Raw genomic sequence first — 22,634 nt, 5'->3', positions numbered from 1 at the left:
GCTCCACGGCTCACAGGAGAACACCAAAAATGATCTTCACCCAGGAACACGAAGCACTGCGGCGCACCGTTCGCCAGTTTGTCGAGCATGACATCAACCCTTACGTCGACGAATGGGAGAAAGCCGGGCGTTTTCCCATCCACGAGGTTTTCCGCAAGGCCGGCGAGCTGGGCCTGCTGGGCATTTCCAAACCAGCTGCCTTCGGCGGCATGGGCCTGGACTACAGCTATTCGATCGTCGCGGCCGAGGAATTCGGCACCATTCATTGCGGCGGCGTGCCCATGTCCATCGGTGTCCAGACCGATATGTGCACCCCGGCCCTGGCCCGTTTCGGCTCCGATGAGTTGCGTGAAGCGTTCCTGCGCCCGGCCATTCGCGGCGAACAGGTGGGCTGCATCGGCGTCTCGGAGGTTGGCGCCGGCTCCGACGTCGCCGGGCTCAAGACCACGGCGCGCAAGGACGGCGACGACTACGTCATCAACGGCAGCAAGATGTGGATCACCAATGCACCCAGCGCCGATTTCATCTGCCTGCTGGCCAACACCTCGGATGACAAGCCCCACGTCAACAAATCGCTGATCATGGTGCCGATGCACAGCCCCGGCATCAGCCTCGGCCAGCACCTGGACAAACTCGGCATGCGCAGCTCGGAAACCGCCCAGGTGTTTTTCGACGACGTGCGAGTGCCACAACGCAATCGCATCGGCCAGGAAGGCGCCGGGTTCATGATGCAGATGCTGCAGTTCCAGGAAGAACGCCTGTTCGGCGCGGCCAACATGCTCAAGGGCCTGGAGCATTGCATCGACAGCACCATCGAGTACTGCAAGGAACGCAGGACCTTCGGCGCGGCCCTGATCGACAACCAGGTGATCCACTTTCGCCTGGCGGAGCTGGCCAGCGAGATCGAATGCCTGCGGGCGCTGGTCTACCAGGCCACCGAGCAGTACATCAATGGCCAGGACGTCACGCGGCTGGCGTCGATGGCCAAGCTCAAGGCCGGACGCCTGGCCCGGGAAACCACCGACAGTTGCCTGCAATACTGGGGCGGCATGGGCTTCATGTGGGACAACCCGGTCGCCCGGGCCTATCGCGACGTGCGGCTGGTGTCCATCGGTGCCGGTGCGGACGAGATCATGCTGGGCATCATCTGCAAGCTCATGGGGATTTTGCCGGGGAAGAAAAACTGAGCGCCTCGCCTGCCAGGCCGCTATCGCGAGCAAGCTCGCTCCCACAAAGGAAGGTGAACACAGCCCCGTGTGGGAGCGAGCTCGCTCGCGATGAGACCAGAACAGACACCACAAAAACCCAGGAATGACCCCCATGCCCGCCTTCAGCAAAATCCTCATCGCCAACCGCGGCGAAATCGCCTGCCGGATCCAGCGCACCGCCCAGGCCCTGGGCTATCGCACGGTGGCGGTGTTCAGCGAGGCCGACGCCGAGGCGCTGCACGTGCGCATGGCCGATGAAGCGGTGTTGATCGGCCCAGCCGCGGTGCAGCAGTCCTACCTCAACCCCTCGGCCATGCTCGATGCAGCCCGGCGCTGCGGGGCCGATGCGATCCATCCCGGCTACGGCTTTCTTTCGGAAAATGCCGGGTTCGCCAAGGCCTGCGAAGCGGTCGGCATCGTATTCATCGGCCCCAGCCCCGAGGCCATCGACCTGATGGGCAGCAAGCGCCGGGCAAAAATCGCCATGATTGAAGCCGGCGTTCCCTGCATCGCCGGTTACCAGGGCGCCGCCCAGGACGACGACACGCTGCAGCGCGAAGCCGGGCGTATCGGCTACCCGTTGATGATCAAGGCCAGCGCCGGTGGCGGAGGCAGAGGCATGCGCCTGGTCCAGCGGGCCGAGGACCTGCTGGAGCAGTTGCGCAGCGCGCGCTCGGAGGCCCTGCACGGTTTTGGCAGCGACGAGTTGATCCTCGAACAGGCCTTGATCGATCCGCGGCATGTGGAAGTGCAGGTTTTCGGCGACCACCATGGTCAGCTGATCCACCTGGGCGAACGGGACTGTTCGATCCAGCGGCGCCACCAGAAAGTCATCGAGGAAGCGCCCTGCCCGGTCATGACCGCCGACCTGCGCCAGGCCATGGGCGACGCAGCACTCAAGGCCGGACGCGCTGTGAATTATGTCGGGGCCGGGACCGTGGAGTTCCTGCTCGCTGCGGACGGTCGGTTTTACTTCCTGGAGATGAATACGCGCCTGCAGGTCGAACACCCGGTCACCGAGTTGATCACCGGCCTGGATCTGGTGGCCTGGCAATTGGACGTCGCCGCCGGCAGGCCGCTGCCCCTGCGCCAGGAGCAGGTGACGCTCACCGGCCACGCCATGCAAGTGCGGCTGTACGCCGAGGACCCGGCGGCGGATTTCCTGCCCCAGACCGGGCGGTTGATCGGTTGGGAGCCGCCCATACTGGACGGCGTGCGAATCGACCATGGCCTGCTGGAGGGCCAAGCCATCACCCCGTTCTACGATTCGATGCTGGGCAAGCTCATCGTCCACGGCGCCACTCGCGAGGAGGCCCGACGCAAATTGTTGCGAGCGGTGGAAGATTGCGTGCTGCTTGGCGTCCAGAGCAACCAGCGATTGCTCGCCGGGTTGCTGGCACACCCGCGGTTCATCGACGGTGACTTCGGTAACGGATTCATCGGGCAACACTTTGCCGATCATGCGGCGCTCCGGCCCCTTGAGCCCTCAGCCGAACAACTCGCCATCGCCACGGCGGCGTTTTATCAGGCCTCGCAAGCACGGCATGCTCCGGGCCTGCGCGGATGGCGCAACAGCATCGGCGCGGCGCTGCACTACCGGATCGGCGTCGGCGAGCACGACTGGACGCTGAGCCTGGTGGCCGAAACCGACGGCACATTCAACATCCGCAGTGCCGGGTGCTTGATCGAACTGAGGCTGCTCGACGCTGACCCCCATGGCGCAACACTGGTGATCGATGGGATTCGCCGGCGGCATGCGTGGCGCCTCGATGGCAACGATCTCTGGCTGTCCACCCGACCCGGCGGCCTGCATCTGCAGGACCGAACCCTGGCCGCCATCGCCGCCAAGGCCAGTGCCAACGACGGCATGCTCAAGGCGCCCATGGACGGTGCCATTGTCGAGGTGCTGGTCAGCGAAGGCAGCACGGTGCGCCAAGGCCAACTGCTGATGGTGCTCGAAGCGATGAAAATGGAGCATCCACTCAAGGCAGGCATCGACGGGGTGGTCAGGCAATTGCAGGTCACGCGGGGTGACCAGGTGAAAAATCGCCAGGTTTTGTTGCGCGTTGAAACAGCCCACTAGTCGGATGCCGAGGGTTTGACTACGCTCAAACCCATCAGCACGCCGATACCGGGAACCCTGCAATGCCTCACTGGCTGGTGATTGATCTGGAGGCCACCACCGATGAAGGTGGCTGGCCGGTAACCGAAATGGAAATTATCGAAATCGGCGCCACGCTGGTGAATCGTGACGGCCGCGAAGTGGATCATTTCCAGCGCTTCGTGCGGCCCCTGAGGCGGCCGCTGCTCACGCCCTTCTGCCGCGAACTGACCCACATCACCCAGGCCAATATCGACAATGCCGCGCCCTTGACCGAGGTCTGGCCGGCGTTCGAGCGCTGGCTGGCGCCGTATCAGTCGAAGCTGGAAAGCTGGGTCAGTTGGGGCGATTACGACCGCAAGCAACTGCTTCAGGAATGGCAGCACCAGCAGTTGCACAGTGTCCTCGGCCAGGTGCCGCACATGAACCTCAAGCAACGCTTCGCCAAGGCCCGGCGACTGGAGCGACCGCTGGGGCTCAATGGCGCGCTGCAACTGGCTGGCCTGCAATTCTGCGGTCAACAGCACCGTGCGCTGGAAGACGCACGCAATACCGCGCGGTTGTTGCCCCTGGTGCTTGCGCGTTGAGCGGCAGCCACCTCCCAGTGTGGCAGATGACGAATGTTGCGGCCTTGTGCATACTGGCCGGCCTTTTTCAGCCCCTTTTTCGAGGAATCGCCCATGTTTAAAGTCAACGAGTACTTCGACGGCACCGTCAAGTCGATCGCTTTTGGCACTGCCGAAGGCCCTGCGACCATCGGCGTCATGGCACCGGGCGAATATGAGTTCGGCACGGCCCAACGGGAAATCATGCACGTGGTCTCCGGCGCCCTGACCGTGAAGCTGCCTGACAGCACCGACTGGGAAACCTTCGAGGCCGGCAGCCAGTTCAATGTTCCGGCCAACAGCAAATTCCAGCTCAAAGTGGCCGTCGATACCGCTTACCTGTGTGAGTACCGCGGCTGATTCGGCGAACCACCAGAGCTGCTCCCCTTTTGGGGGCATGGTTAACCCTGTGGCGAGGGAGCTTGCTCCCGCTGGACGCGCCAGCGTCCCCTACGATGTGATGACTGGAATGCAGGGGCTGCTTCGCAACCCAACGGGAGCAAGCTCCCTCGCCACAAAAGCCTACAAAAAATGCTTGCGTGATAAACAAAAATGCCCGTGTCCAATGACACGGGCATTTTTGTTTACGGATTTTTTTATTCGAGCACTTCAACCGGCATGCCGACTTCAAGCCGACCGTTGCTGTCGTTGACCAGGTTCTGGCCGAACATCGCACCGTCCGGTGTCGAACGGTAATGCTGCAACGTGGCAAAGGGTTCGCGATTCGGATCGCGTTCGCCGGTTTGCGGATCGACCGTGGTCATGATGCAACGTGAGCATGGCTTGACCAGCCGGAACTCAACCTCGCCGATACGAATGCGCTTCCAGCCGTCCTCGGCAAACGCCTCGCTGCCCTCGACCACCAGGTTGGGGCGAAAGCGCAACATTTCCAGCGAACGACCGACTCGGTTCGACAGATCCTGCAAGGACGCCTGGCCAATCAGCAGCAGGGGGAACCCATCGGCAAAGGCAACCTTGTCGTCATCCTTGCCATAACCGGCGGCGGTGGTACGCGCCAGATCCACCGGCACATGCACCAGGCGGGTTGGATTGCCGATGAATTCGCTGACCCAGGCCGCGGCCTCGTCACCGGCATCCGGCACACGCAAGGTGTCACGCCAGATGGTCACCCCGCGCCGCTGTTCTTCCACCACGGGCGGCAGCGGCACGTCGATGGCGCCATGGCCCGGCGCGCTGAGCGTCAGGCCACCCGCTTCGTTCCACAAGGCTGAGAGCTGGCTCATCTTCGCCACGGCTCGCTGGGTCAGGAAACGCCCCGTGCCCTCATCCACCAGCATCCAGCGCCGGTCACCGTCCAGCCCGAGCTTGTCCAGGCCGATCCCTTGCAAGGGCTGACCCTTGCCGGACTTCAACGGATACCGATACAGCGCGCTCAGCCGCAACATGGTCAACTTCCCTGGTGGCGAAAAAATGCCACCTTATACGAGCCGGCCATTGAAGCAAACCACCATCGGTTTCAGTCGAGCATCAGCCGCTGGCGCACCACATCGACCAGCTTGTCCGGCTGGAATTTGGAGAGGAAGTTGTCGCAACCGACCTTCTTGACCATCGAATCGTTGAAGCTGCCGGACAACGAGGTGTGCAGTACGACATAGAGCCCACGCAAGCGCGGGTCGTTGCGGATTTCAGTGGTCAGCCGGTAGCCGTCCATTTCCGGCATTTCCGCGTCGGTGAAGATCATCAGCAATTTATCGGTCATCACCTCGCCGGTATCGGCCCAAGCCTTGAGCATGTTCAGGGCCTTGAGGCCGTCGCTGGCGATGTGCATTTTCACGCCCAGTTGCCCCAGGGTATCGCGCAGTTGCGAGAGCGCGACGTTGGAGTCGTCCACCAGCAACACTTCGCGACCACGGGCGCGCTCCAGCACCGGGTCTTCGAGCTTGTCCCGGGAGACCTTGGCGTTGTACGGCACGATTTCGGCCAGGACTTTTTCCACGTCGATGATTTCCACCAACTGATCGTCCACCTTGCTGATGGCCGTCAGGTAGTGCTCACGGCCAGCGCTTGTCGGCGGTGGCAGGATGGCTTCCCAGTTCATGTTGACGATGCGGTCGACACCGCCCACCAAAAATGCCTGAACCGAGCGGTTGTACTCAGTCACGATGATGGTGCTGTTGGGGCCCGGCACCAGCGGACGCATGCCAATGGCCTGGGACAGGTCGATCACCGGCAACGTCTGGCCCCGCAGATTGACCACGCCGCACACGAACGGGTGGCGCTGCGGCATCAGGGTCAGCTTCGGCAGCTGCAGCACTTCCTGGACCTTGAACACGTTAATGGCGAACAACTGTCGACCCGCCAGGCGGAACATGAGAATTTCCAGGCGATTCTCACCCACCAGTTGGGTTCGTTGATCTACTGTGTCGAGAATGCCGGCCATCGATGACTCCTGGGCTTGTTCGGATGAATCCAATGAATGAGATATCGGCTGCGCGAACCGAATCTTGACCCCCGGATAAAATACAATCACGGGGTATTGATGTCACATTAACATCATGTTTTACTGACTTCATGATTTCATCTGCACCTTTTCTCTGCCGCGCGACCCAGGTTTGCGTGCAAAGTTCCCCTGCCTAAGGGATTCCCCTAGGCACAATCAGGTCCAACCTGATATTCCCGTTATCCAATAGCCATTAATGTGACGCCATTCTCATTGCTGAACGGAGTCAGGCTTTTGTGCGCGACCAAAGGTCATCGGACCTCCAGTCTTTCGGCCGATCCCACCCGTGCAATTGTTTGCGAATTCGCTTTCGCTGAACGGCAGGGATGTGTCGCCGTGCGTCCGACCGCGGCCGACCTTGAGATCCAGCCGTTCGCCATAAGCGGTTTTCTTTCGCCTGACATGATGTTGTGGAGATAAGCATGCCGAACGATCGTAGGAACTGGACTCAGCGTCTTCCCGAGCTTCTGATCGAGGCCGAGACGCTGTTGGCCAAGTCGGAGGAATGCCTGAGCCATCTGCAATTGATCAACAACGACAAGGACGCCATCGATTGCATGCTCAGCACCTTGCTGAAACTGTCGAACAAGGCCAATGCCCTGGCGCTGGAAGCCGTTTCGGAGTTTTCACTGCATATCCATGGCTTGCTCAGTCACGCGCAAAACCACATGGAGTTGCATGACCGAGCCTTGGACGCCCTGAAGGATTGTTTAACCCTGATGGCCTGGCAATTGGAACTGGTCGATCACACCACCGGCCAGTTGGGCCTGGACAGCAGTGAACAGATTTCGTTGATCGAGGCATTCGCTTTCCAGGTAGGCCAGAGCCCCGGCCAGGCATCGGCAGCGTCAAGTCCGCTGGCGTTGGTATCCTACCCCCAGAAACAAGCCTGAGACGATGATGCCGGCTCAGTGCTGCGTGCCAGGTACGTAGCGCTTTCACCGCGCCATGCCGAGCGCGACCAACGATAGGTGAAGTGGTACTATCTCGCGCGTCAGCCACTTCAAGACAGCGCCGTAAAGCCGCCGACCGAAGCTGCCCTCGACCTGAAAACGTTTACCCGACCGGGCCTGTCAGATGCGCTGACCGGCCAGCCCGCAGCGAACATTCATTGGCTCCATCCGCTATGTACGCCAGCCTCAAGTCATTCATCACCTGGCCTCCCTCCCGAGAAAACGCCCGTCGCTTCACATTATTATTGTGTATCTGCTCGACCCTCGGCTGCCTGCTGGCCTACCTGTACGCCTACACGGTGCCGTTGAGCCTGCTGGTACTGAATGTCGCAGCCATGACTTGTGTCTGGATCCACCATCGGTTGTCACGCAAATCCATCAAGTTCCAGCCTCAGGAACTGGCCGACCGGTTGCTTGAGGTCCAGGAAAACGAGCGCCATCGCCTCAGCCGCGAATTGCACGACGACATTGGCCAGTTGCTGACCGCAGCGAAACTGCAAGGCGAATGGCTCAAGCGGCGGATGCCGGAAGAATTGCAAGGCCAATGCGCGCTACTCTGCGAGACCCTGGACGAAACCCTCAACAAGGTCCGCGACGTATCGGCGATCCTCAACCCCCGGCAACTGACCAGCCTCGGACTGGAGGCCAGCCTGCGGGCGCACCTGCTCAAGACCCTGGCCAATGCCCCGGTGAAGTGGAGCCTCGATTGCCAACAGCGCATGGCAGGCATCCCGGAGGAAATGTCGGTCGCGGTGTTCCGGATCACCCAGGAAGCGGTCACCAACATCTTGCGTCATGCCCGGGCGACGAATCTGCTGGTACGCTTGCAACGCCTGCCTGACGGCCTGACCCTGCTGATCAGCGACGATGGCCAGGGGTTTGTCCCCGCCACCCACCCCGCTCGCGAAGGCCAACGGGGCATGGCCGGCATGTCGGAGCGAGTCGAACAGTTGGGCGGCACCCTCAAGGTCATCAGCGAGGCCGGCAAGGGCACGCACATCGAAGCACGCTTTCCCTGGGCGCCGCGAGCCCTGGAACGAGCCAGTAAGAATAAGGTTCTCCTTTGATTTGTAATTTGCTCCTGGTAGATGACCACTCCCTGATCAGGGCCGGCGTACGCGCGCTGGTCATGGATATCCCGGGCTATGCCGTCATTGGTGAGGCCAGCGATGGCACGCAATTGGTCGAACTGGTCGAACGGTTGAACCCCGATATCGTGCTGCTGGACATTTCCATGAAGGACACCTGCGGCCTGGACGCCTTGCAACAGCTCAAGCGGGTGCGCCCCCACAGCAAGGTGCTGATCCTGTCCATGCATACGGATCCGGCGCTGATCATGCAGGCGCTGGAATCAGGAGCCCATGGCTACCTGCTCAAGGACACCACCGCCAATGAGCTGAAACACGCCTTGGAGGCGCTGCGCAACAACGAACGCTACCTGAGCCCGGCCATCGCCCATACCGTGATCAACCAGGCGCTGACTCGCGTCCAGAAGCATCAGTCGGACCCCGCCCGGACTCATAACCTGACGGCACGCCAGCTGGAAATACTGCGGCTGATCGTGCGCGGCAAGTCCACCCGGGAAATAGCCAACGGCCTGAACCTGAGCATCAAGACCGTGGAAACCCACCGGGCGCAAATCATGAAGCGCCTGCAGATCCATGACGTGGCCGGCCTTGTGCTGTTCGCGGTGCGCGAACAGATCATCAGCCTGGACGATTGAGCGCCGTCGCGCCGCCCAACAGCGGCGAATCGGACGGCAGGTGCACGCGCAGTGCTTTTGGGCGGACAGTGAAACGCAGGGCGTCTACCTGCAACGGCTCGCCATCGAGATTGATATCCAGGCCTTGCGCGACCTTGATCTCCACCCATGGCAAGCGCGCGCGGACAAACATGTTGTCGATGCCCAGGCCACCCGCCAGCAAGTCCTTCAATGTACTGACCACCTCCTGAGGCGCCGGCAAGATGCTGATGTCCAGCAACCCATCATTGGCCAACGCCTGCGGGCACAGCACGTGGCCACCCCCCGCCTGACTGCCATTGCCGATACCCAGCGCGAGCAAATCGCCCTGCCAGTGGAAATCGGGGCCCTGCAACTCACCATAGGCGGCACTCAGCTCACTGAATCGTGACAGGCCGGTGAACAGGTAGGCCGCGCCCCCCAGGACTTTCTTGAGGTCCTCGGAAGTGTTCGCCGTCACCTGGCTGCCAAAACCGCCGGTGGCCATGTTCAGGAAAATCCTGCCGCAGACTTCACCCACATCCACGGCCTGCGGCGCAACGTCGAGCAAATCCAGGGCCTGCGCAGGCTCCAACGGAACGCCAGCCGCCCGGGCGAAATCGTTGGCAGTGCCCAGCGGCAGCAGTACCAGGCTGGCATCACTCGAATGGAGGACGATCGCTTCGGCGATATCACGCAAGGTCCCATCACCGCCGCCGGCGATCAGCCGCGTATAACCGGCCTCCAGCGCCTCATCGACGCATCGTTGGGCATCACCCGCCTCCCAGGTCAACCGTACCGCCAGGTCCCAGCCCTGCTCGCGCTTGAGCATCACTGCCGTGCGAACCTCTTCGTTGAGCGCTTGCTTGCCATGCAAAATCAACAGCGCCTTGCCTTTGCTCATCGTTGTCTCCGTCATTGGAAGGTTCAGGAAATGGGACCGCTCATTCGAGCGAAAAAGCCCGAAATATCTCAATTTATTAAAAAAGCAGGAAGGCTTGCCCCCCCGGGAGAAAACCCGCAGGGCAGCTCGTTCGACCGGGACGTCTTGATTCGAAGAGTTTTCTTACAAGATCTGGCGAATCAGCTCAATTGACCCTCTAGCGGTATTGAGACACCTTGGCCTTCTGTTTTGCTGGAACGCTAAAACCCTCTTCACACAAGGAAGCACTTACCCATGGATGGATACGTCACGGCCCGCTGGGGCCGGATCAGTCGTTTGAACAGTTATGGCCAAGGGGATGAACCGTCCCATGCATAACCGTGAATACAAGCTGTTGCCCCAGCAGCGCGCGCCCCTTGGAAGCGGGCGGGCCGATACTCGGAACGAATGCAAAAGTTGCAGTAATCCCGTTGGAGGAATTGATTTGGAACCGCGCGTCGTTGAACTGGAAACCCACCTCAAATACATCCGCAAAGACATGGATGAAATTCGCACCGACGTAAAGGTGATCCGCCACAGGCTGGCCTATTCGGCTGGCGCTGCAGCGGTGGTGCTCGGCCTGCTGGGCTGGATTGCGAACAATCGATTCGATCAGGTGGTGATGCTGCTCACACGATGAAGGTGAGACGCGTGAAGGCCCGAGGATCCGGCTCGGGCCGCAGAACACCTGCCACAGTGCTAGCCCAGGACTTCGCTCAAGGGAATGAAACCCACTTCATCGCCCTCCACCAGCGTCCGGCCCTCGAGCACTTCGACCAGCCCTTCGGCCCAGGCGGCGCTGCGCAGGACACCCGAGCTTTGATTCCGGTAGATGATCGCTCGACCATTCTCCATGCGGCCTCGCAAGTATTCTCGTCGACTGCCTGCCTTCGGCCAGGCGAAACCGGCCGGCACCTTGAACTTGAGCGGCGCCACCGACTGAACGCCCTGGCGTCTTAGCAGGTAGGGCCGTGCCAGCAGTGCGAAAGTCACGAGGGTCGAGGCAGGGTTTCCAGGCAAGCCTATGACCGGCACGCCACGGTAATGCCCGAACGTCAGCGGTTTACCCGGCTTGATGGCGAGTTTCCATAGCGCCAGCTCGCCGTCCTCGCGCAAGGCGATGCCCAGGAAATCCGCCTCCCCCACCGATACGCCACCGGTGGACAGGATCAGATCGACATCAGACAACTGTGCCAGGCGCTCGCGGGTGGCCGATAAATCGTCGGGCAGGATACCCGCGTCAATCACGTCACAACCCATGCGTTGCAGCCAGCTACACAGCAGCACGCGGTTGCTGTTATAGATCTGGCCTGGGCCCAACGCCTGCCCGGGCTCGACCAGCTCATCCCCCGTGGACAGGACTGCGACGCGGACTTTGCGCACCACTTCCAGCGATGCACAGCCCAAGGAGGCGGCCAGCCCCAGCTCGATCGGCCCCAGGCGAGTGCCGGCAGAGAGCACTTGCTCGCCGACGGTGGTCTCCTGCCCCTGGGGGCGAATGTTCTGCCCGCTGACCATACGCTCGGTAAAGCGCACCCGCTGGTCGTCTTCAACCACGGCATTTTCCTGCATCTCGACGCAATCGGCGCCAGCAGGGACTGGCGCCCCGGTGAAGATCCGCGCGCACGTGCCAACGGCCAGCGGCTCTGGGGCCTGCCCGGCAAAAATCCGCTGGCTGACCTTCAATGGCTCGCCGTTCCAGTCAGCCAGCCGCAAGGCATAGCCGTCCATGGCGCTGTTGGGCCATGGCGGCAAATCTAGGGTCGACACCAGATCCCCGGCGAGCACTCGCCCTAACGCCGCGGCCAAAGGCAAATGCTCGCGCTGGACAATCGGCGTGGCCGCCGCCATCTCGAGCAGTCGTTCCAATGCGACCTCAACGGCCATCAAGGCCCCGGCCTTGCCCGGTTTACCCACGGGATTCACAAGGCGCTGCCTGTTTCAAATGAGCCACGAAGTTGCACGGCCGATGCCGCACATCCAGCTGTTCGGCCAGGATGCCATCCCATCCGGTACGCACCGCGTTGGTCGAACCCGGCAGGCAACACACCAGCGTGCCATTGGCCAGGCCTGCCAGCGCGCGGGACTGCACGGTGGACGTGCCGATGTCGGCCACGGATATCTGTCGAAACAACTCGCCAAAGCCATCGACCTGCTTGTCCAGCAGGCACGTGACGGCTTCCGGCGTGCTGTCACGCCCCGTGAAACCGGTGCCGCCGGTGATCAGCACCACCTGCACCACGTCTTCGGCAATCCAGGTCGCGACTTGCGCCCGGATCTTGTACAAATCATCTTTGAGCAGGACCCGCGCCGCCAGGTTGTGGCCAGCCGCCGTGAGCCGATCGACGAAGACCTGTCCGGACGTATCGGTTTCCAGGGTACGGGTATCACTGACAGTCAGCACCGCGATATTGAGCGGCACGAAAGGTACATCAGCCTTGGCTTTCATAGGCTCGTCCAGTTGTGAAGGAAACAGCCCGGTGTTATATCACAGCGCTTCATTTTTTCGCCCGCGCGGAGACACGCCATGACCCCGAACACGCCGCTGCCATCCTGCTCCATCCTGCTCTTGGCGGGTGGTCGCGGACAACGCATGGGCGGCCAGGACAAAGGCCTGGTGCAGTGGCAAGGCGAACCGCTGATTGCCCATCTGCATCGCCAGACCCGCGCCATGAGCGATGACCTGATCATCTCCTGCAACCGCAACCCGCAACATTATGCGATGTATGCCGATCAGTTGGTGCATGACGAGGAAGGCGACTTTCCCGGGCCCCTGGCAGGTATCCGGGCAGGCCTCAAGGCTGCGAAGCATCCGTATTTGCTGGTGCTGCCGTGTGATGTGCCGCAAATCGACGCCAACCTGCTCGATAACATGCGCAGGATGGCCAGCCAGCACCCCGACAAACCGCTGATGGTGCGCCACGGCGAGCACTGGGAGCCGCTGCTGTGTGTCATCCCATTGGCCCTGGCAGCGAGCTTCGAACAAGCCTGGCGCGAAGGCGAACGCAGCCCCGGTCGTATCATGCGCGCACTGCACGCCGTTGCCTTGCAATGCCCAGCCGACGATCTCCGCCTGGCAAATCTGAACACACCGGAGTTACTGGCCCGGCACAAAGGCGTGTCAGATTGACACTAGCCAGGAACTTGCGCGCGATGTATACGTCTGAAGGTCAGTAACTTGAAGAATCCATTTCGGAGAAACACCATGACACAACGGACCCTCGCCACGTTCATGCTCGCTCTGGGCCTCGCCACCCTTGCCGGGTGTGCTTCGCCAACAGTGATCACCTTGAATGACGGTCGCGAAATCCAGGCCGTCGATACCCCACATTACGATGAAGAAAGCGGCTTCTACGAATTCGAGCAACTGGATGGCAAGCAGACTCGTGTGAACAAGGATCAGGTTCGTACCGTTAAGGATTTGTAATCTGTAACGCTGCTGCCCTAAGTCGCTAGAAAAAACGGCGCTTCCTGAAGAGGGAGGCGCCTTTTTTTTGGGCTTGGTTTTGGGTTTTGGGTGTATATCCGTTTCTTCGGTAACGGCCACTGGCGGTTCCGCTCTTACAGCGGGTCACTTTCGAAAAGCGCGAAAGTAACCAAAGCGCTACATGCCCCACCACTCGGTGCCTCGCCTAGGCTCGGCATGCCTGAACGAAGGCATTGCTCCGTGGGCCGCCGCGAAGGGCCATCCATGGCCCAGCGCGGCTAACCCGGCGTCCATGCCGGATTGCCCACTGCGCAATACCTTCGTTCAGCCAGCGTGGTTTAACGGGGCGCCGAGATCAACGTCCAACGCGAGGCGGCCTAACAGCCGACCTGGCTCTTGGTAAGACCGCGTTTCTCCTGTGGGAGCGGGCTTGCTCGCGATAGCGGTGGTTCAGTTTACAGTGATGGTGGATGTGCCTATGTCATCGCGAGCAAGCTCGCTCCCACAGGTTTTTGTGTCGTGTGCTGATGCTGTGAATACCCGCAGCCCCATGTGGGAGCGAGCTTGCTCGCGATAGCGGTGGTTCAGTTTACAGTGATGGTGGATGTGCCTATGTCATCGCGAGCAGGCTCGCTCCCACAGGTTTTTGTGTCGTGCGTAGATGCTGTGAATACCCGCAGCCCCATGTGGGAGCGAGCTTGCTCGCGATAGCGGTGGTGCAGTTTGTGATGATGGTGGATGTGCCTATGTCATCGCGAGCAAGCTCGCTCCCACAGGTTTTTGTGTCGTGTGCTGATGCTGTGAATACCCGCAGCCCCATGTGGGAGCGAGCTTGCTCGCGATAGCGGTGGTTCAGTTTACAGTGATGGTGGATGTGCCTATGTCATCGCGAGCAGGCTCGCTCCCACAGGTTTTGTGTCGTGCGCAGGTGCTGTGAATACCCGCAGCCCCATGTGGGAGCGAGCTTGCTCGCGATAGCGGTGGTTCAGTTTACAGTGATGGTGGATGTGCCTATGTCATCGCGAACAAGCTCGCTCCCACAGGTTTTGTATCGTGCGCAGGTGCTGTGAATACCCGTAACCCATGTGGGAGCGAGCCTGCTCGCGATAGTGGTGGCCCAGCCACATAGATGCTGGACATACCCCACTCTTGCTTTGCTTGGGATTTTGATCTGGACGCCCCGTTAAACCACGCTGGCCGAACGCAGGCATTGCGTAGTGGGCATCCCGGCATGGATGCCGGGATAGCCGCGCTGGGCCATGGATGGCCCTTCGCGGCGGCCCACGGAGCAATGCCGGAGTGAGGGCACACCGAGCCTAGGCGAGGTGCCGAGTGGTGGGGCAAGCCTTTTTGCTTACTTTTTTTGGCGTTTGAAAAAAAGTGAGTCGCCGTAAGGGCGAAACCATAAGTAGCCGTTACCGAAGAAACGGATATACACACCATTCCCCCTTAACAAAAAACTACCACTGCAACGAAATACCGCTCTCAAACACACGTTCCAAGCCAGTAACCGGATCAACAAAACGCAACCCTTGAGCCAGCAGCTTCAAAGGATTCGAGTAATCATCCTCAACATCCCGAAGCACATCAGGATAAAACGGATCATTGCAGATCCCCGCCCCAAGGGCATTCATGTGAACCCGCAACTGATGCTTCTTACCCGTAACCGGATACAAGCCATAGCGCCACAACTCGCCGTTCCTTTCCAGCACTTCGATGGCCGTTTCGGTATTGGGCTCGCCGGGCCCTTCCTGCATTCGGAAGAACGGTTCGCCATCGATCATCCGGCTTTTATGCACCCGTGGAAAGGTCAGCCCGGGCAATGCGCGGGCAATGGCCTGGTAGCGTTTTTCGATCTGCCGCGTCGGGAATAACGACTGATACGCCGAGCGGGTGTTCGGGTTGGCCGAAAACAACACCAGCCCGGCCGTATGCCGGTCGATGCGGTGCAGAGGCACCAGATGAGGATTGTCCAACCGCCGGATCAGCCGTCGCAACAAAGTTTGCTCGACGTATTCGCCCGCTGGGGTGACAGGCAGAAAATGCGGCTTGTCTGCCACCACCAGGTGTTCGTCGGCGTACAGGATCGACTCCACCACCGGGATTGTCTTCTCGTCGGGCACTTCGCGGAAGTAGTGGATGCGCAGGCCTTCGCGGTACGGCAAGTCGACCTGGATCGCCTTGCCCTCCCCGTCCAATACCCTGCCCCGAGCGATCCGGTCCAGCCACTGTTCGCGACTGATGGCGCTGAAATGCTCGCACAGGCACTCCAGCACCGTCTGCCAGGAACCGGGCGGCAGGTACAGCGTACTGGCCTGATGATGAGCGGCGGAAAACGACGAACCGGACATTGAAAACTCTTAGGCATTTTTGCGAGGCGGTATTATCCGCCAGTCGCACAGGCCAGCCCAGCAATGATTGCTCACGCGGTGACTGACGTCGATTTTGCCGCCGCTTCGGTGAACTCTTTCAACCAGCGCAGCACTTCCACCGCCTCCCAGCGACCTGGATCGTACAGCGCGTACAGCAAGCCCTGGTAACCCACCACATCCAACTGTTTGTGATAGCCGGCACGCTGGAACAACGCTTCAATCTCGGCGAAACAGGTATTGAAATGCAGTTTATTGAAGGGGGTCTTGCCTTCGGTAACCAAGCCATCCAGGCGCAGTTCCAGGACTGCCTCGCGCACAACGTCCGCGGACATCCTGTTCACGCTGCTTTTCAGTTGTTCGACATTGACCAAGGGGACGCACTCCAGATAGCTGTATGCACATACAGTAACCGAAGCACACTACTTTCGCCAACCGCAGTATCAGGAACTGACGGACGAACGGAGGAATGTCACGATCTGTTCGGCCTCGAAGGGCCAGTCCAGTTCCGCACCGGTATCCAGCCTGCGCAGCACGGGAATCCGCCACCCATAGTCCTCCACCACGTCTTCGCGATCTGAAATGTCCACCAACTCCACCAACAATCCATGTTCGACGAAAGGCATCAGTTCAGCTTCGGCTACTTCGCAAAGATGACACCCCAGGGTGCCGAACAACTGGCATTCAGGAAGCATGGCGGGTAGACCCAAAAAAGATAGACGGTCATTCTAGGCCCACCTCGGAAAACCGTCGAGTCGCAGGCTCGCTTCAGCGTGTTTCAGTAAAACGCTGATGCAAATCACTGAGCGCCAATGCTTTTCCAGCGACGCTTGTCGCATTTTCCCCTCTACGCTGTGCGTTGTAGCCTTGAAACGGAGTTCCCCTTGTTTGCCAACCTGCTGATCATCCTTGCCTCGTCCCTGGTGGTCATCGCCTTGTTCAGGCGGCTGCGCCTGCCACCCGTGCTGGGTTATCTCTGCGTCGGGCTGGCGGTCGGGCCCACCGCGCTGGACTGGGTCAACGACAGCGAAGAACTGCCAGACCTGGCCGAACTCGGGGTGGTGTTCCTGCTGTTCTCGTTGGGGCTGGAGTTTTCCCTGTCGAAAATGCTCGAACTGCGTCGGGTCGTGTTCGGCCTCGGCAGCCTGCAGGCGCTGTGCTCGGGGGCGGTCCTCGCGGGACTGCTGGCAGTGTGTGGCGCGCCGATAATCGCCGCGTTGTTGCTCGGCGCAGGACTGGCCTTGTCCTCCACGGCCATCGTCAGCAAGGAGTTGACCAGCCTGGGCGAGATCTTCAGCAGCCACGGCCAGAACGCCATCGGCGTGTTGTTGTTCCAGGACGTTGTCGCGGTGCTGTTGTTGACCCTGGTGCCGGTATTCGCCGGCAGCAGCGACCACCCGTGGTACTGGGCGCTGCCCTTGACCTTGGGCAAGACCCTGGTTCTGTTCGGTGGCCTGCTGCTGGCCAGCCGACTGCTGTTGCCCCGGCTGTTCCATGAGGTGGCGGCGTCCCGGTCCGCGGAATTGTTCGTCCTGCTGGCCCTGGTGATCGTGTTGCTGACGGCATGGCTGACCCACCTGCTCGGTTTGTCACCGGCCCTGGGAGCTTTCCTGGCGGGCATGCTGCTGGGGGAAAGCCACTACCGGCATCAGATCGAAGCCGACATACGCCCGTTCCGCGACATCCTGCTGGGGCTGTTCTTCGTCAGCATCGGCATGCTGATCGACCTGCAGCTGTTCCTCGATGACGGCTTGTTGATCCTGGGGTTGACCCTCGGCCTGATGCTCATCAAGGGCTGCGTGGTCGCCGTCCTGGTGAAATGGCGCGGCAGCGACGTTGAAACCGCCTGGCGCAGTGGCCTGGCGCTGGCCCAGGGCGGTGAATTCTGCTTTGCCCTGATGGCCCTGATGCAGCAGAACCGCCTCATGCCCGCCGACATCAGCGGCCTGCTGCTGGCCGCGACGTTCTGCTCGATGCTGTTGACCCCGCTGTTGCTGCGTGCGGCGCCACGCATCGCCGCGCGCCTGCATCGCAAACCCAACGAAGAGGCGCAACTGGACCAGATCAGCGCACTCAATGCCGGCTTGTCGGGCCATGTGGTCATTTGCGGCTACGGGCGCGTCGGTCAATCCATCGGGCGGTTCCTGCGCCGCGAAGGCCAGGCGTTCGTCGCCCTGGATGACGACCCGGTGATCATCCAGGAAGCCACCGTCGGAGAAAACTGCGTGCATTACGGGGATTCACGACGAGGTGACCTGCTTGCGGCCGTTGGCTTGAGCCGCGCCAGGTTGCTGGTGATCGCGGTGGACAAGACCGACATCGCCATCACCGTGCTCAAGGCGGCCCGCCAGGTCAATCACCAGGTACCGATCCTGGTGCGCACCCGTGACGACAGCCAACTGGCCGAGTTGCAGGCTGCCGGGGCCAGCGAAGTGGTCCCGGAGCTGCTGGAGTCGAGCCTGATGCTGGCCTCCCACGCCCTGATCATGCTCGGCCTGCCCGAGCAGCAGGTCCGGCATCACGTGGATCAGGTTCGTCACGACCGCTATCGCCTGCTCCATGGCTTTTATCCTGGCAACCAGGACAAGGAGCCATAGTGCGACGCTCAGTCCTGGCTGACCGCGCCGATCTTGTGAATCGACAGGTCGGCGCCGTAATACTCTTCTTCCTGTGTCAGGCGCAGCCCCAGCACGGCCTTGATCACGCCATAGACCGCAAACCCGCCGGCCAGGGCGACGACAATTCCCAGCGCCGTGCCGATCAATTGGCTGATCAGGCTGACCCCACCCAGGCCGCCCAGGGCGCTCTGGCCAAAGACGCCACAGGCGATGCCACCCCAGACACCGCACAGCCCATGCAGCGGCCAGACGCCGAGCACATCGTCGATCTTCCACTTGCCCTGGGCCGCGGTGAAGCACCAGACAAACAAGGCACCGGCAATGGCCCCCGTGACCAACGCACCGACCGGGTGCATCAGGTCGGAACCGGCACAGACCGCCACCAAACCGGCCAGCGGGCCGTTGTGCAGGAAGCCTGGGTCATTGCGTCCGACAATCAATGCCGCCACGGTACCGCCCACCATGGCCATCAACGAATTGACCGCCACCAGCCCGCTCACCCCGGGCAAGGTCTGGGCACTCATCACGTTGAAACCGAACCAGCCGACAATCAGGATCCACGAACCCAAGGCCAGGAATGGAATGCTCGAAGGCGCGAACGCCACCAGGCGACCGTCCCGGTATCGGCCGTTACGCGGGCCGAGCAAGAGCACGGCAGCCAACGCCAGCCAGCCGCCCATGGCATGCACCACCACGGAGCCGGCGAAGTCATGGAAACTGGCGCCGAACCGGGCTTGCAGCCAGGCCTGCAGGCCAAAATTGCCGTTCCAGACCACGCCTTCGAAAAACGGATAGACAAACGCCACGATCAGCACCGTGGCGCACAACTGCGGGGCGAACCGGGCACGTTCGGCAATACCGCCGGAAATGATGGCCGGGATCGCAGCGGCAAAGGTCAGCAGAAAGAAGAACTTCACCAGGCTATAGCCATGATCGGCGCTGAGCACCGCCGCCGGTTGCAGGAAGGTCACACCGTAGGCAATCCAATAGCCTATAAAGAAATAGGCCAGGGTCGAGACCGCGAAATCGCTGAGGATTTTCGACAGCGCATTGACCTGGTTCTTTTGCCGGACCGTTCCCACTTCAAGAAACGCAAAGCCGGCATGCATGGCCAGGACCATGACTGCGCCGAGCAGGATGAACAGCGTGTTGGAGCTGTGGACCAGACCGTCCACGGCACTTTGCATATTTTCCATGGTATTGGCAGACCTGAAAAAGTTGAAAAAAGCACCAAACCGGTTCGCCTGCCTTGCGAACGCACCAAGTTGAAACGGCTCATTGGCCGTACGCAGGCCGATGAACCGCTTTGGTGCGCAAGAACGGTCAAAACGAAATCCCGCTTGGAGGTGCTTCGCGGGTTTTGATTATTTGGGTTAAGGTTTTTCGGGCTTTCGCCCAGCTTCAGCGCACTGGCGCAGGCTGATGCACCAGTACATGGCAAAAGCCTGAGCAAAAGTTGTACCAGTCACTTGTACTGAACCTTCCGGCAAGGCTCATACTCGAACGTTTCAGACGTCACTTACGGAGATTCACCAATGGCCAGAACCCAGGCAAAGACTGCTCAAGAAACCCTGATGGAAGATTTCCAGACGCTGGTCAGCGACACGGAACGGTTGCTCGATCACACCGCGACGCTGGCAGGCGATCAAGCCGATGCACTGCGCAGCCAGATTCACGAAACCCTCCTGCGCGCCCGCGAAACGCTCAAGCTGACGGAAGATTCCATGCGCGAACGCGGCCAGGCTGCGGTGGTCGCCACCGAGGAATATGTACAGGCCAACCCTTGGCAATCCGTGGGCATTGCGGCGGGCGTCGGCTTTCTGATTGGCCTGCTGGCGACACGGCGCTAATGATGGGTATCGACGAATCCGGCTCGTCCGAAGCGGGCACACAACCGACTGCACGTCGCCTGGGCGCGGCGTTCCTTGGCTTGCTGCATAGCCACGTCGAATTGTTCGGCATGGAGTTGCAGGAACAGAAAGCACGCACCGTCAGCCTCCTGCTGTTCGCCGGCCTTGCGCTGGTGTTCGGCCTGCTGCTGTTGGTCGGGCTTTCGGCGCTGGTACTGATCCTGGTGTGGGACACCTATCGTCTGGCCGGCATTATCGGCCTGTGCCTGTTTTATCTGCTGGCGGCGCTGTTCTGCGGTCTGCGGCTCAAGGCAGCGATCTATGACGAGTCCTCCCCTTTCCACGCCACCCTCGAAGAACTGGCCAACGACCGGGAGCGCCTGTTGCCATGAGCCTGCCTGATATTCCTCAAGCCCGGACACGACAGGAAATGCGCAAGGCGCTGGTGCGTCTGCGCATGGAAATGCATCGCCAGGAAATCCGTCAGGAAACACGCCAATTACTGCAGCCCTTGCAACGGGCACGCAGCTTGACGCAAAGCTGGCACGAAGGCTTCGGCATCAAGCACGCGCCACTGTGGGGCGTGGCGGCAGTGTCCCTGCTCGGTTTCCTCACCGGCAAACGGACTCGCCACGGTGGTGGCGGTGGCTTGACAGGCCTGATCCGCCTGGCAACGACATTGCTGCCGTTGGTCAAGCTGGCCAAAGACCTGCGCAAACCCTGAGGACCTGCACACCGTGGCGAGGGAGCTTGCTTCCGCTGGACTACGAAGCAGGCCCATTTTTGTGGGTGCTTCGCACTCAAGCGCGAGCAAGCTCCCTCGCCACAGGGTTATGTATCGAGTCGGTGCAGGCCTATAGGCCTTGCAGGGCAGCCCACGAACCGGGAAGCTAGGATACCGACATCATCGAACGGAGCAACCGGCCTTGGATTGGCACACCCTGCTGACTCGCGAACGCCTCGGAAAACCGCTGCACAGTCCGCAAGAACTGGGCCGCAGTCCTTTCCACAAGGACCACGACCGCATCATCTTTTCCGGCGCCTTCCGCCGCCTCGGACGCAAGACGCAAGTGCATCCGGTCTCCAGCAACGACCACATCCATACGCGCCTGACCCATTCCCTGGAAGTCAGCTGCGTCGGGCGCTCCCTGGGCATGCGCGTGGGGGAAACCATCCGCAATGCCCTGCCTGACTGGTGCGAGCCAAGCGACCTGGGCATGGTGGTGCAATCGGCCTGCCTGGCCCACGACATTGGCAACCCGCCGTTCGGTCACTCCGGCGAAGATGCTATCCGCTATTGGTTCCAGCAAGCCGCCGGCCGTGGTTGGCTCGATGCAATGAGCGAAGCCGAGCGCAACGACTTCCTCAACTTCGAAGGTAACGCCCAAGGATTCCGCGTCCTCACCCAACTTGAATACCATCAGTTCGACGGCGGAACGCGGCTGACCTATGCCACCCTCGGCACCTATTTGAAATACCCCTGGACTGCCCGCCACGCGGACTCGCTGGGCTACAAGAAGCACAAGTTCGGTTGCTACCAGAGCGAACTGCCACTGTTGGAGCAGATTGCCCACAAACTCGGTTTGCCACAGATCGAGGATCAACGCTGGGCACGGCATCCCTTGGTGTACCTGATGGAAGCCGCCGATGACATCTGCTACGCGCTGATCGACCTGGAAGACGGCGTGGAGATGGATCTCCTGGAATACCCCCAGGTGGAATCGCTGCTCCTGGACCTGGTGGGCGATGATCTTCCGGACACTTACCGGCAGCTGGGGCCGCTGGACTCGCGGCGACGCAAACTGGCGATCCTGCGGGGCAAGGCCATCGAACACCTGACCAACGCCGCCGCCCGGGCTTTTGTCGAACAGCAGGAAGCCTTGCTTGCCGGCACATTGCCAGGGGATCTCGTGGAACATATGCACGGCCCGGCAAAACGCTGCGTGTTGAATGCCAAGGACATGGCGCGCCGGAAAATTTTCCAGGACAAGCGCAAGACCCTGCATGAAATCGGCGCCTACACCACGCTGGAAATCCTGCTCAACGGATTTTGCGGGGCCGCCCTTGAACAGCATGGGGGCCGCACGCCTTCGTTCAAGAATCGCCGCATTCTCGACCTGCTGGGGAATAATGCGCCGGATCCCAACGGCCCTTTGCATAGCGCTTTCCTGCGAATGATCGATTTCATCGCCGGGATGACTGACAGCTACGCCAGCGAAATGGCCCAGGAGATGACCGGCCGCACGCGCCAATAATAATGTGTGCTGCACCTGGCACAAAACCTGTGGGAGCGAGCTTGCTCGCTCCCACAGGGATTGGCGGTGAATGTGAATTTTGTAGCGCTGCGCCACAAGGAGTTTGAAGTAGATAAATAACTGTATGGTTTACACAAACCGCGGT

The 22,634-nt window shown here is 60.9% G+C and carries 24 protein-coding genes; 15 read left to right on the top strand and 9 right to left on the bottom strand.

Annotation, left to right across the window (positions count from 1 at the left end; genetic code table 11):
* Positions 1-29: 29 nt before the first annotated feature.
* From atuD to QMK47_RS09735, 4 genes are all read left to right on the top strand, one after another.
* Positions 30-1,187: a citronellyl-CoA dehydrogenase gene (gene atuD / locus QMK47_RS09750; RefSeq protein WP_320390091.1), complete on the top strand. Its 1,158-nt coding sequence runs from the start codon at positions 30-32 to the stop codon at positions 1,185-1,187.
* A 133-nt stretch (positions 1,188-1,320) separates the two neighbouring features.
* Positions 1,321-3,291: an acetyl/propionyl/methylcrotonyl-CoA carboxylase subunit alpha gene (locus QMK47_RS09745; RefSeq protein ID WP_320390090.1), complete on the top strand. Its 1,971-nt coding sequence runs from the start codon at positions 1,321-1,323 to the stop codon at positions 3,289-3,291.
* Positions 3,292-3,353: 62 nt separating this feature from the next.
* Entirely contained in the window at positions 3,354-3,896 is a 543-nt protein-coding gene (locus tag QMK47_RS09740) for an exonuclease domain-containing protein (RefSeq protein ID WP_253472731.1), read from the top strand.
* Between the two features lie 93 nt (positions 3,897-3,989).
* Entirely contained in the window at positions 3,990-4,274 is a 285-nt protein-coding gene (locus QMK47_RS09735) for a pyrimidine/purine nucleoside phosphorylase (RefSeq protein ID WP_014337306.1), read from the top strand.
* A gap of 236 nt (positions 4,275-4,510) precedes the next feature.
* Here the strand turns inward: QMK47_RS09735 and QMK47_RS09730 are convergent, their stop codons facing one another.
* Both QMK47_RS09730 and QMK47_RS09725 read right to left on the bottom strand, forming a co-directional pair.
* Positions 4,511-5,320: an MOSC domain-containing protein gene (locus tag QMK47_RS09730; protein ID WP_253472729.1), complete on the bottom strand. Its 810-nt coding sequence runs from the start codon at positions 5,318-5,320 to the stop codon at positions 4,511-4,513.
* Between the two features lie 71 nt (positions 5,321-5,391).
* The gene (locus QMK47_RS09725) at positions 5,392-6,315 is read right to left on the bottom strand and encodes a chemotaxis protein CheV (protein WP_003183670.1); all 924 of its coding nucleotides are present in this window, start codon (positions 6,313-6,315) and stop codon (positions 5,392-5,394) included.
* A 482-nt stretch (positions 6,316-6,797) separates the two neighbouring features.
* Here QMK47_RS09725 and QMK47_RS09720 point away from each other — a divergent pair, with 482 nt between their 5' ends.
* The 3 genes from QMK47_RS09720 to QMK47_RS09710 all read left to right on the top strand — a co-directional run bounded on the left by QMK47_RS09720 (position 6,798) and on the right by QMK47_RS09710 (position 9,051).
* The gene (locus QMK47_RS09720; protein ID WP_253472727.1) at positions 6,798-7,268 is read left to right on the top strand and encodes a hypothetical protein; all 471 of its coding nucleotides are present in this window, start codon (positions 6,798-6,800) and stop codon (positions 7,266-7,268) included.
* Positions 7,269-7,501: 233 nt separating this feature from the next.
* On the top strand, positions 7,502-8,395 hold the full coding sequence (locus QMK47_RS09715) for a sensor histidine kinase (protein ID WP_214510877.1): 894 nt from the start codon (positions 7,502-7,504) through the stop codon (positions 8,393-8,395).
* Positions 8,392-9,051: a response regulator transcription factor gene (locus tag QMK47_RS09710; protein WP_214510838.1), complete on the top strand. Its 660-nt coding sequence runs from the start codon at positions 8,392-8,394 to the stop codon at positions 9,049-9,051. The genes QMK47_RS09715 and QMK47_RS09710 overlap by 4 nt, the downstream gene beginning before the upstream one ends.
* Here QMK47_RS09710 and yegS read toward each other — a convergent pair.
* Positions 9,035-9,952 (bottom strand): lipid kinase YegS, encoded by a 918-nt coding sequence (yegS, locus tag QMK47_RS09705; RefSeq protein WP_253472725.1) that lies wholly within the window; start codon positions 9,950-9,952, stop codon positions 9,035-9,037. The genes QMK47_RS09710 and yegS overlap by 17 nt on opposite strands.
* A 349-nt stretch (positions 9,953-10,301) precedes the next feature.
* On the opposite strand from yegS, the gene QMK47_RS09700 reads away from it, so the two are divergent.
* On the top strand, positions 10,302-10,610 hold the full coding sequence (locus QMK47_RS09700; RefSeq protein ID WP_250886185.1) for a hypothetical protein: 309 nt from the start codon (positions 10,302-10,304) through the stop codon (positions 10,608-10,610).
* Between the two features lie 59 nt (positions 10,611-10,669).
* On the opposite strand, the gene glp is transcribed toward QMK47_RS09700, so the two are convergent.
* Both glp and moaB read right to left on the bottom strand, forming a co-directional pair.
* Positions 10,670-11,857 carry a gephyrin-like molybdotransferase Glp gene (gene glp / locus QMK47_RS09695; RefSeq protein WP_253478461.1) on the bottom strand — a complete coding sequence of 396 codons (1,188 nt, stop codon included), beginning with the start codon at positions 11,855-11,857 and terminating at the stop codon, positions 10,670-10,672.
* Positions 11,858-11,879: 22 nt separating this feature from the next.
* A complete protein-coding gene (gene moaB, locus QMK47_RS09690) occupies positions 11,880-12,419 on the bottom strand; it encodes a molybdenum cofactor biosynthesis protein B (RefSeq protein WP_053120541.1) in 540 nt (179 codons plus the stop codon).
* Between the two features lie 78 nt (positions 12,420-12,497).
* Here moaB and mobA point away from each other — a divergent pair, with 78 nt between their 5' ends.
* The gene (gene mobA, locus QMK47_RS09685) at positions 12,498-13,100 is read left to right on the top strand and encodes a molybdenum cofactor guanylyltransferase MobA (protein WP_320390089.1); all 603 of its coding nucleotides are present in this window, start codon (positions 12,498-12,500) and stop codon (positions 13,098-13,100) included.
* A 75-nt stretch (positions 13,101-13,175) separates the two neighbouring features.
* Positions 13,176-13,397, top strand: a complete 222-nt coding sequence (locus QMK47_RS09680; protein WP_003199454.1) for a YgdI/YgdR family lipoprotein — start codon at positions 13,176-13,178, stop codon at positions 13,395-13,397.
* A 1,460-nt stretch (positions 13,398-14,857) separates the two neighbouring features.
* Here the strand turns inward: QMK47_RS09680 and QMK47_RS09675 are convergent.
* The 3 genes from QMK47_RS09675 to QMK47_RS09665 form a co-directional block, all read right to left on the bottom strand.
* The gene (locus QMK47_RS09675; protein ID WP_214510835.1) at positions 14,858-15,748 is read right to left on the bottom strand and encodes a pseudouridine synthase; all 891 of its coding nucleotides are present in this window, start codon (positions 15,746-15,748) and stop codon (positions 14,858-14,860) included.
* 71 nt (positions 15,749-15,819) lie between these two features.
* Entirely contained in the window at positions 15,820-16,140 is a 321-nt protein-coding gene (locus QMK47_RS09670; RefSeq protein WP_003199451.1) for a hypothetical protein, read from the bottom strand.
* 69 nt (positions 16,141-16,209) lie between these two features.
* Complete coding sequence (locus tag QMK47_RS09665) at positions 16,210-16,461, bottom strand: glutaredoxin family protein (protein WP_253472716.1); 252 nt, start codon at positions 16,459-16,461, stop codon at positions 16,210-16,212.
* 189 nt (positions 16,462-16,650) lie between these two features.
* Between QMK47_RS09665 and QMK47_RS09660 the strand changes: the two genes are divergently transcribed.
* Positions 16,651-18,363 (top strand): monovalent cation:proton antiporter-2 (CPA2) family protein, encoded by a 1,713-nt coding sequence (locus QMK47_RS09660; RefSeq protein ID WP_320390088.1) that lies wholly within the window; start codon positions 16,651-16,653, stop codon positions 18,361-18,363.
* Positions 18,364-18,371: 8 nt separating this feature from the next.
* Here QMK47_RS09660 and QMK47_RS09655 read toward each other — a convergent pair whose 3' ends face one another.
* Positions 18,372-19,580: an ammonium transporter gene (locus QMK47_RS09655; protein WP_320390087.1), complete on the bottom strand. Its 1,209-nt coding sequence runs from the start codon at positions 19,578-19,580 to the stop codon at positions 18,372-18,374.
* Between the two features lie 339 nt (positions 19,581-19,919).
* Between QMK47_RS09655 and QMK47_RS09650 the strand changes: the two genes are divergently transcribed.
* The 4 genes from QMK47_RS09650 to QMK47_RS09635 all read left to right on the top strand — a co-directional run bounded on the left by QMK47_RS09650 (position 19,920) and on the right by QMK47_RS09635 (position 22,489).
* The gene (locus QMK47_RS09650) at positions 19,920-20,234 is read left to right on the top strand and encodes a DUF883 family protein (RefSeq protein WP_003199441.1); all 315 of its coding nucleotides are present in this window, start codon (positions 19,920-19,922) and stop codon (positions 20,232-20,234) included.
* 2 nt (positions 20,235-20,236) lie between these two features.
* Positions 20,237-20,626 carry a phage holin family protein gene (locus tag QMK47_RS09645; protein ID WP_003199439.1) on the top strand — a complete coding sequence of 130 codons (390 nt, stop codon included), beginning with the start codon at positions 20,237-20,239 and terminating at the stop codon, positions 20,624-20,626.
* Positions 20,623-20,958 (top strand): hypothetical protein, encoded by a 336-nt coding sequence (locus tag QMK47_RS09640; RefSeq protein ID WP_253472708.1) that lies wholly within the window; start codon positions 20,623-20,625, stop codon positions 20,956-20,958. Before QMK47_RS09645 ends, QMK47_RS09640 begins: the two co-directional genes overlap by 4 nt.
* A 202-nt stretch (positions 20,959-21,160) precedes the next feature.
* Complete coding sequence (locus QMK47_RS09635; protein WP_003199435.1) at positions 21,161-22,489, top strand: deoxyguanosinetriphosphate triphosphohydrolase; 1,329 nt, start codon at positions 21,161-21,163, stop codon at positions 22,487-22,489.
* The last annotated feature ends 145 nt before the right edge of the window (positions 22,490-22,634 follow it).

Origin of the sequence: Pseudomonas sp. P9_35, assembly GCF_034008205.1 — a bacterium.
Lineage (GTDB): Bacteria > Pseudomonadota > Gammaproteobacteria > Pseudomonadales > Pseudomonadaceae > Aquipseudomonas > Aquipseudomonas kilonensis.
The sequence above is the reverse complement of the archived record's forward strand: the minus strand, read 5'-3'. Positions and strand labels throughout refer to the sequence as shown.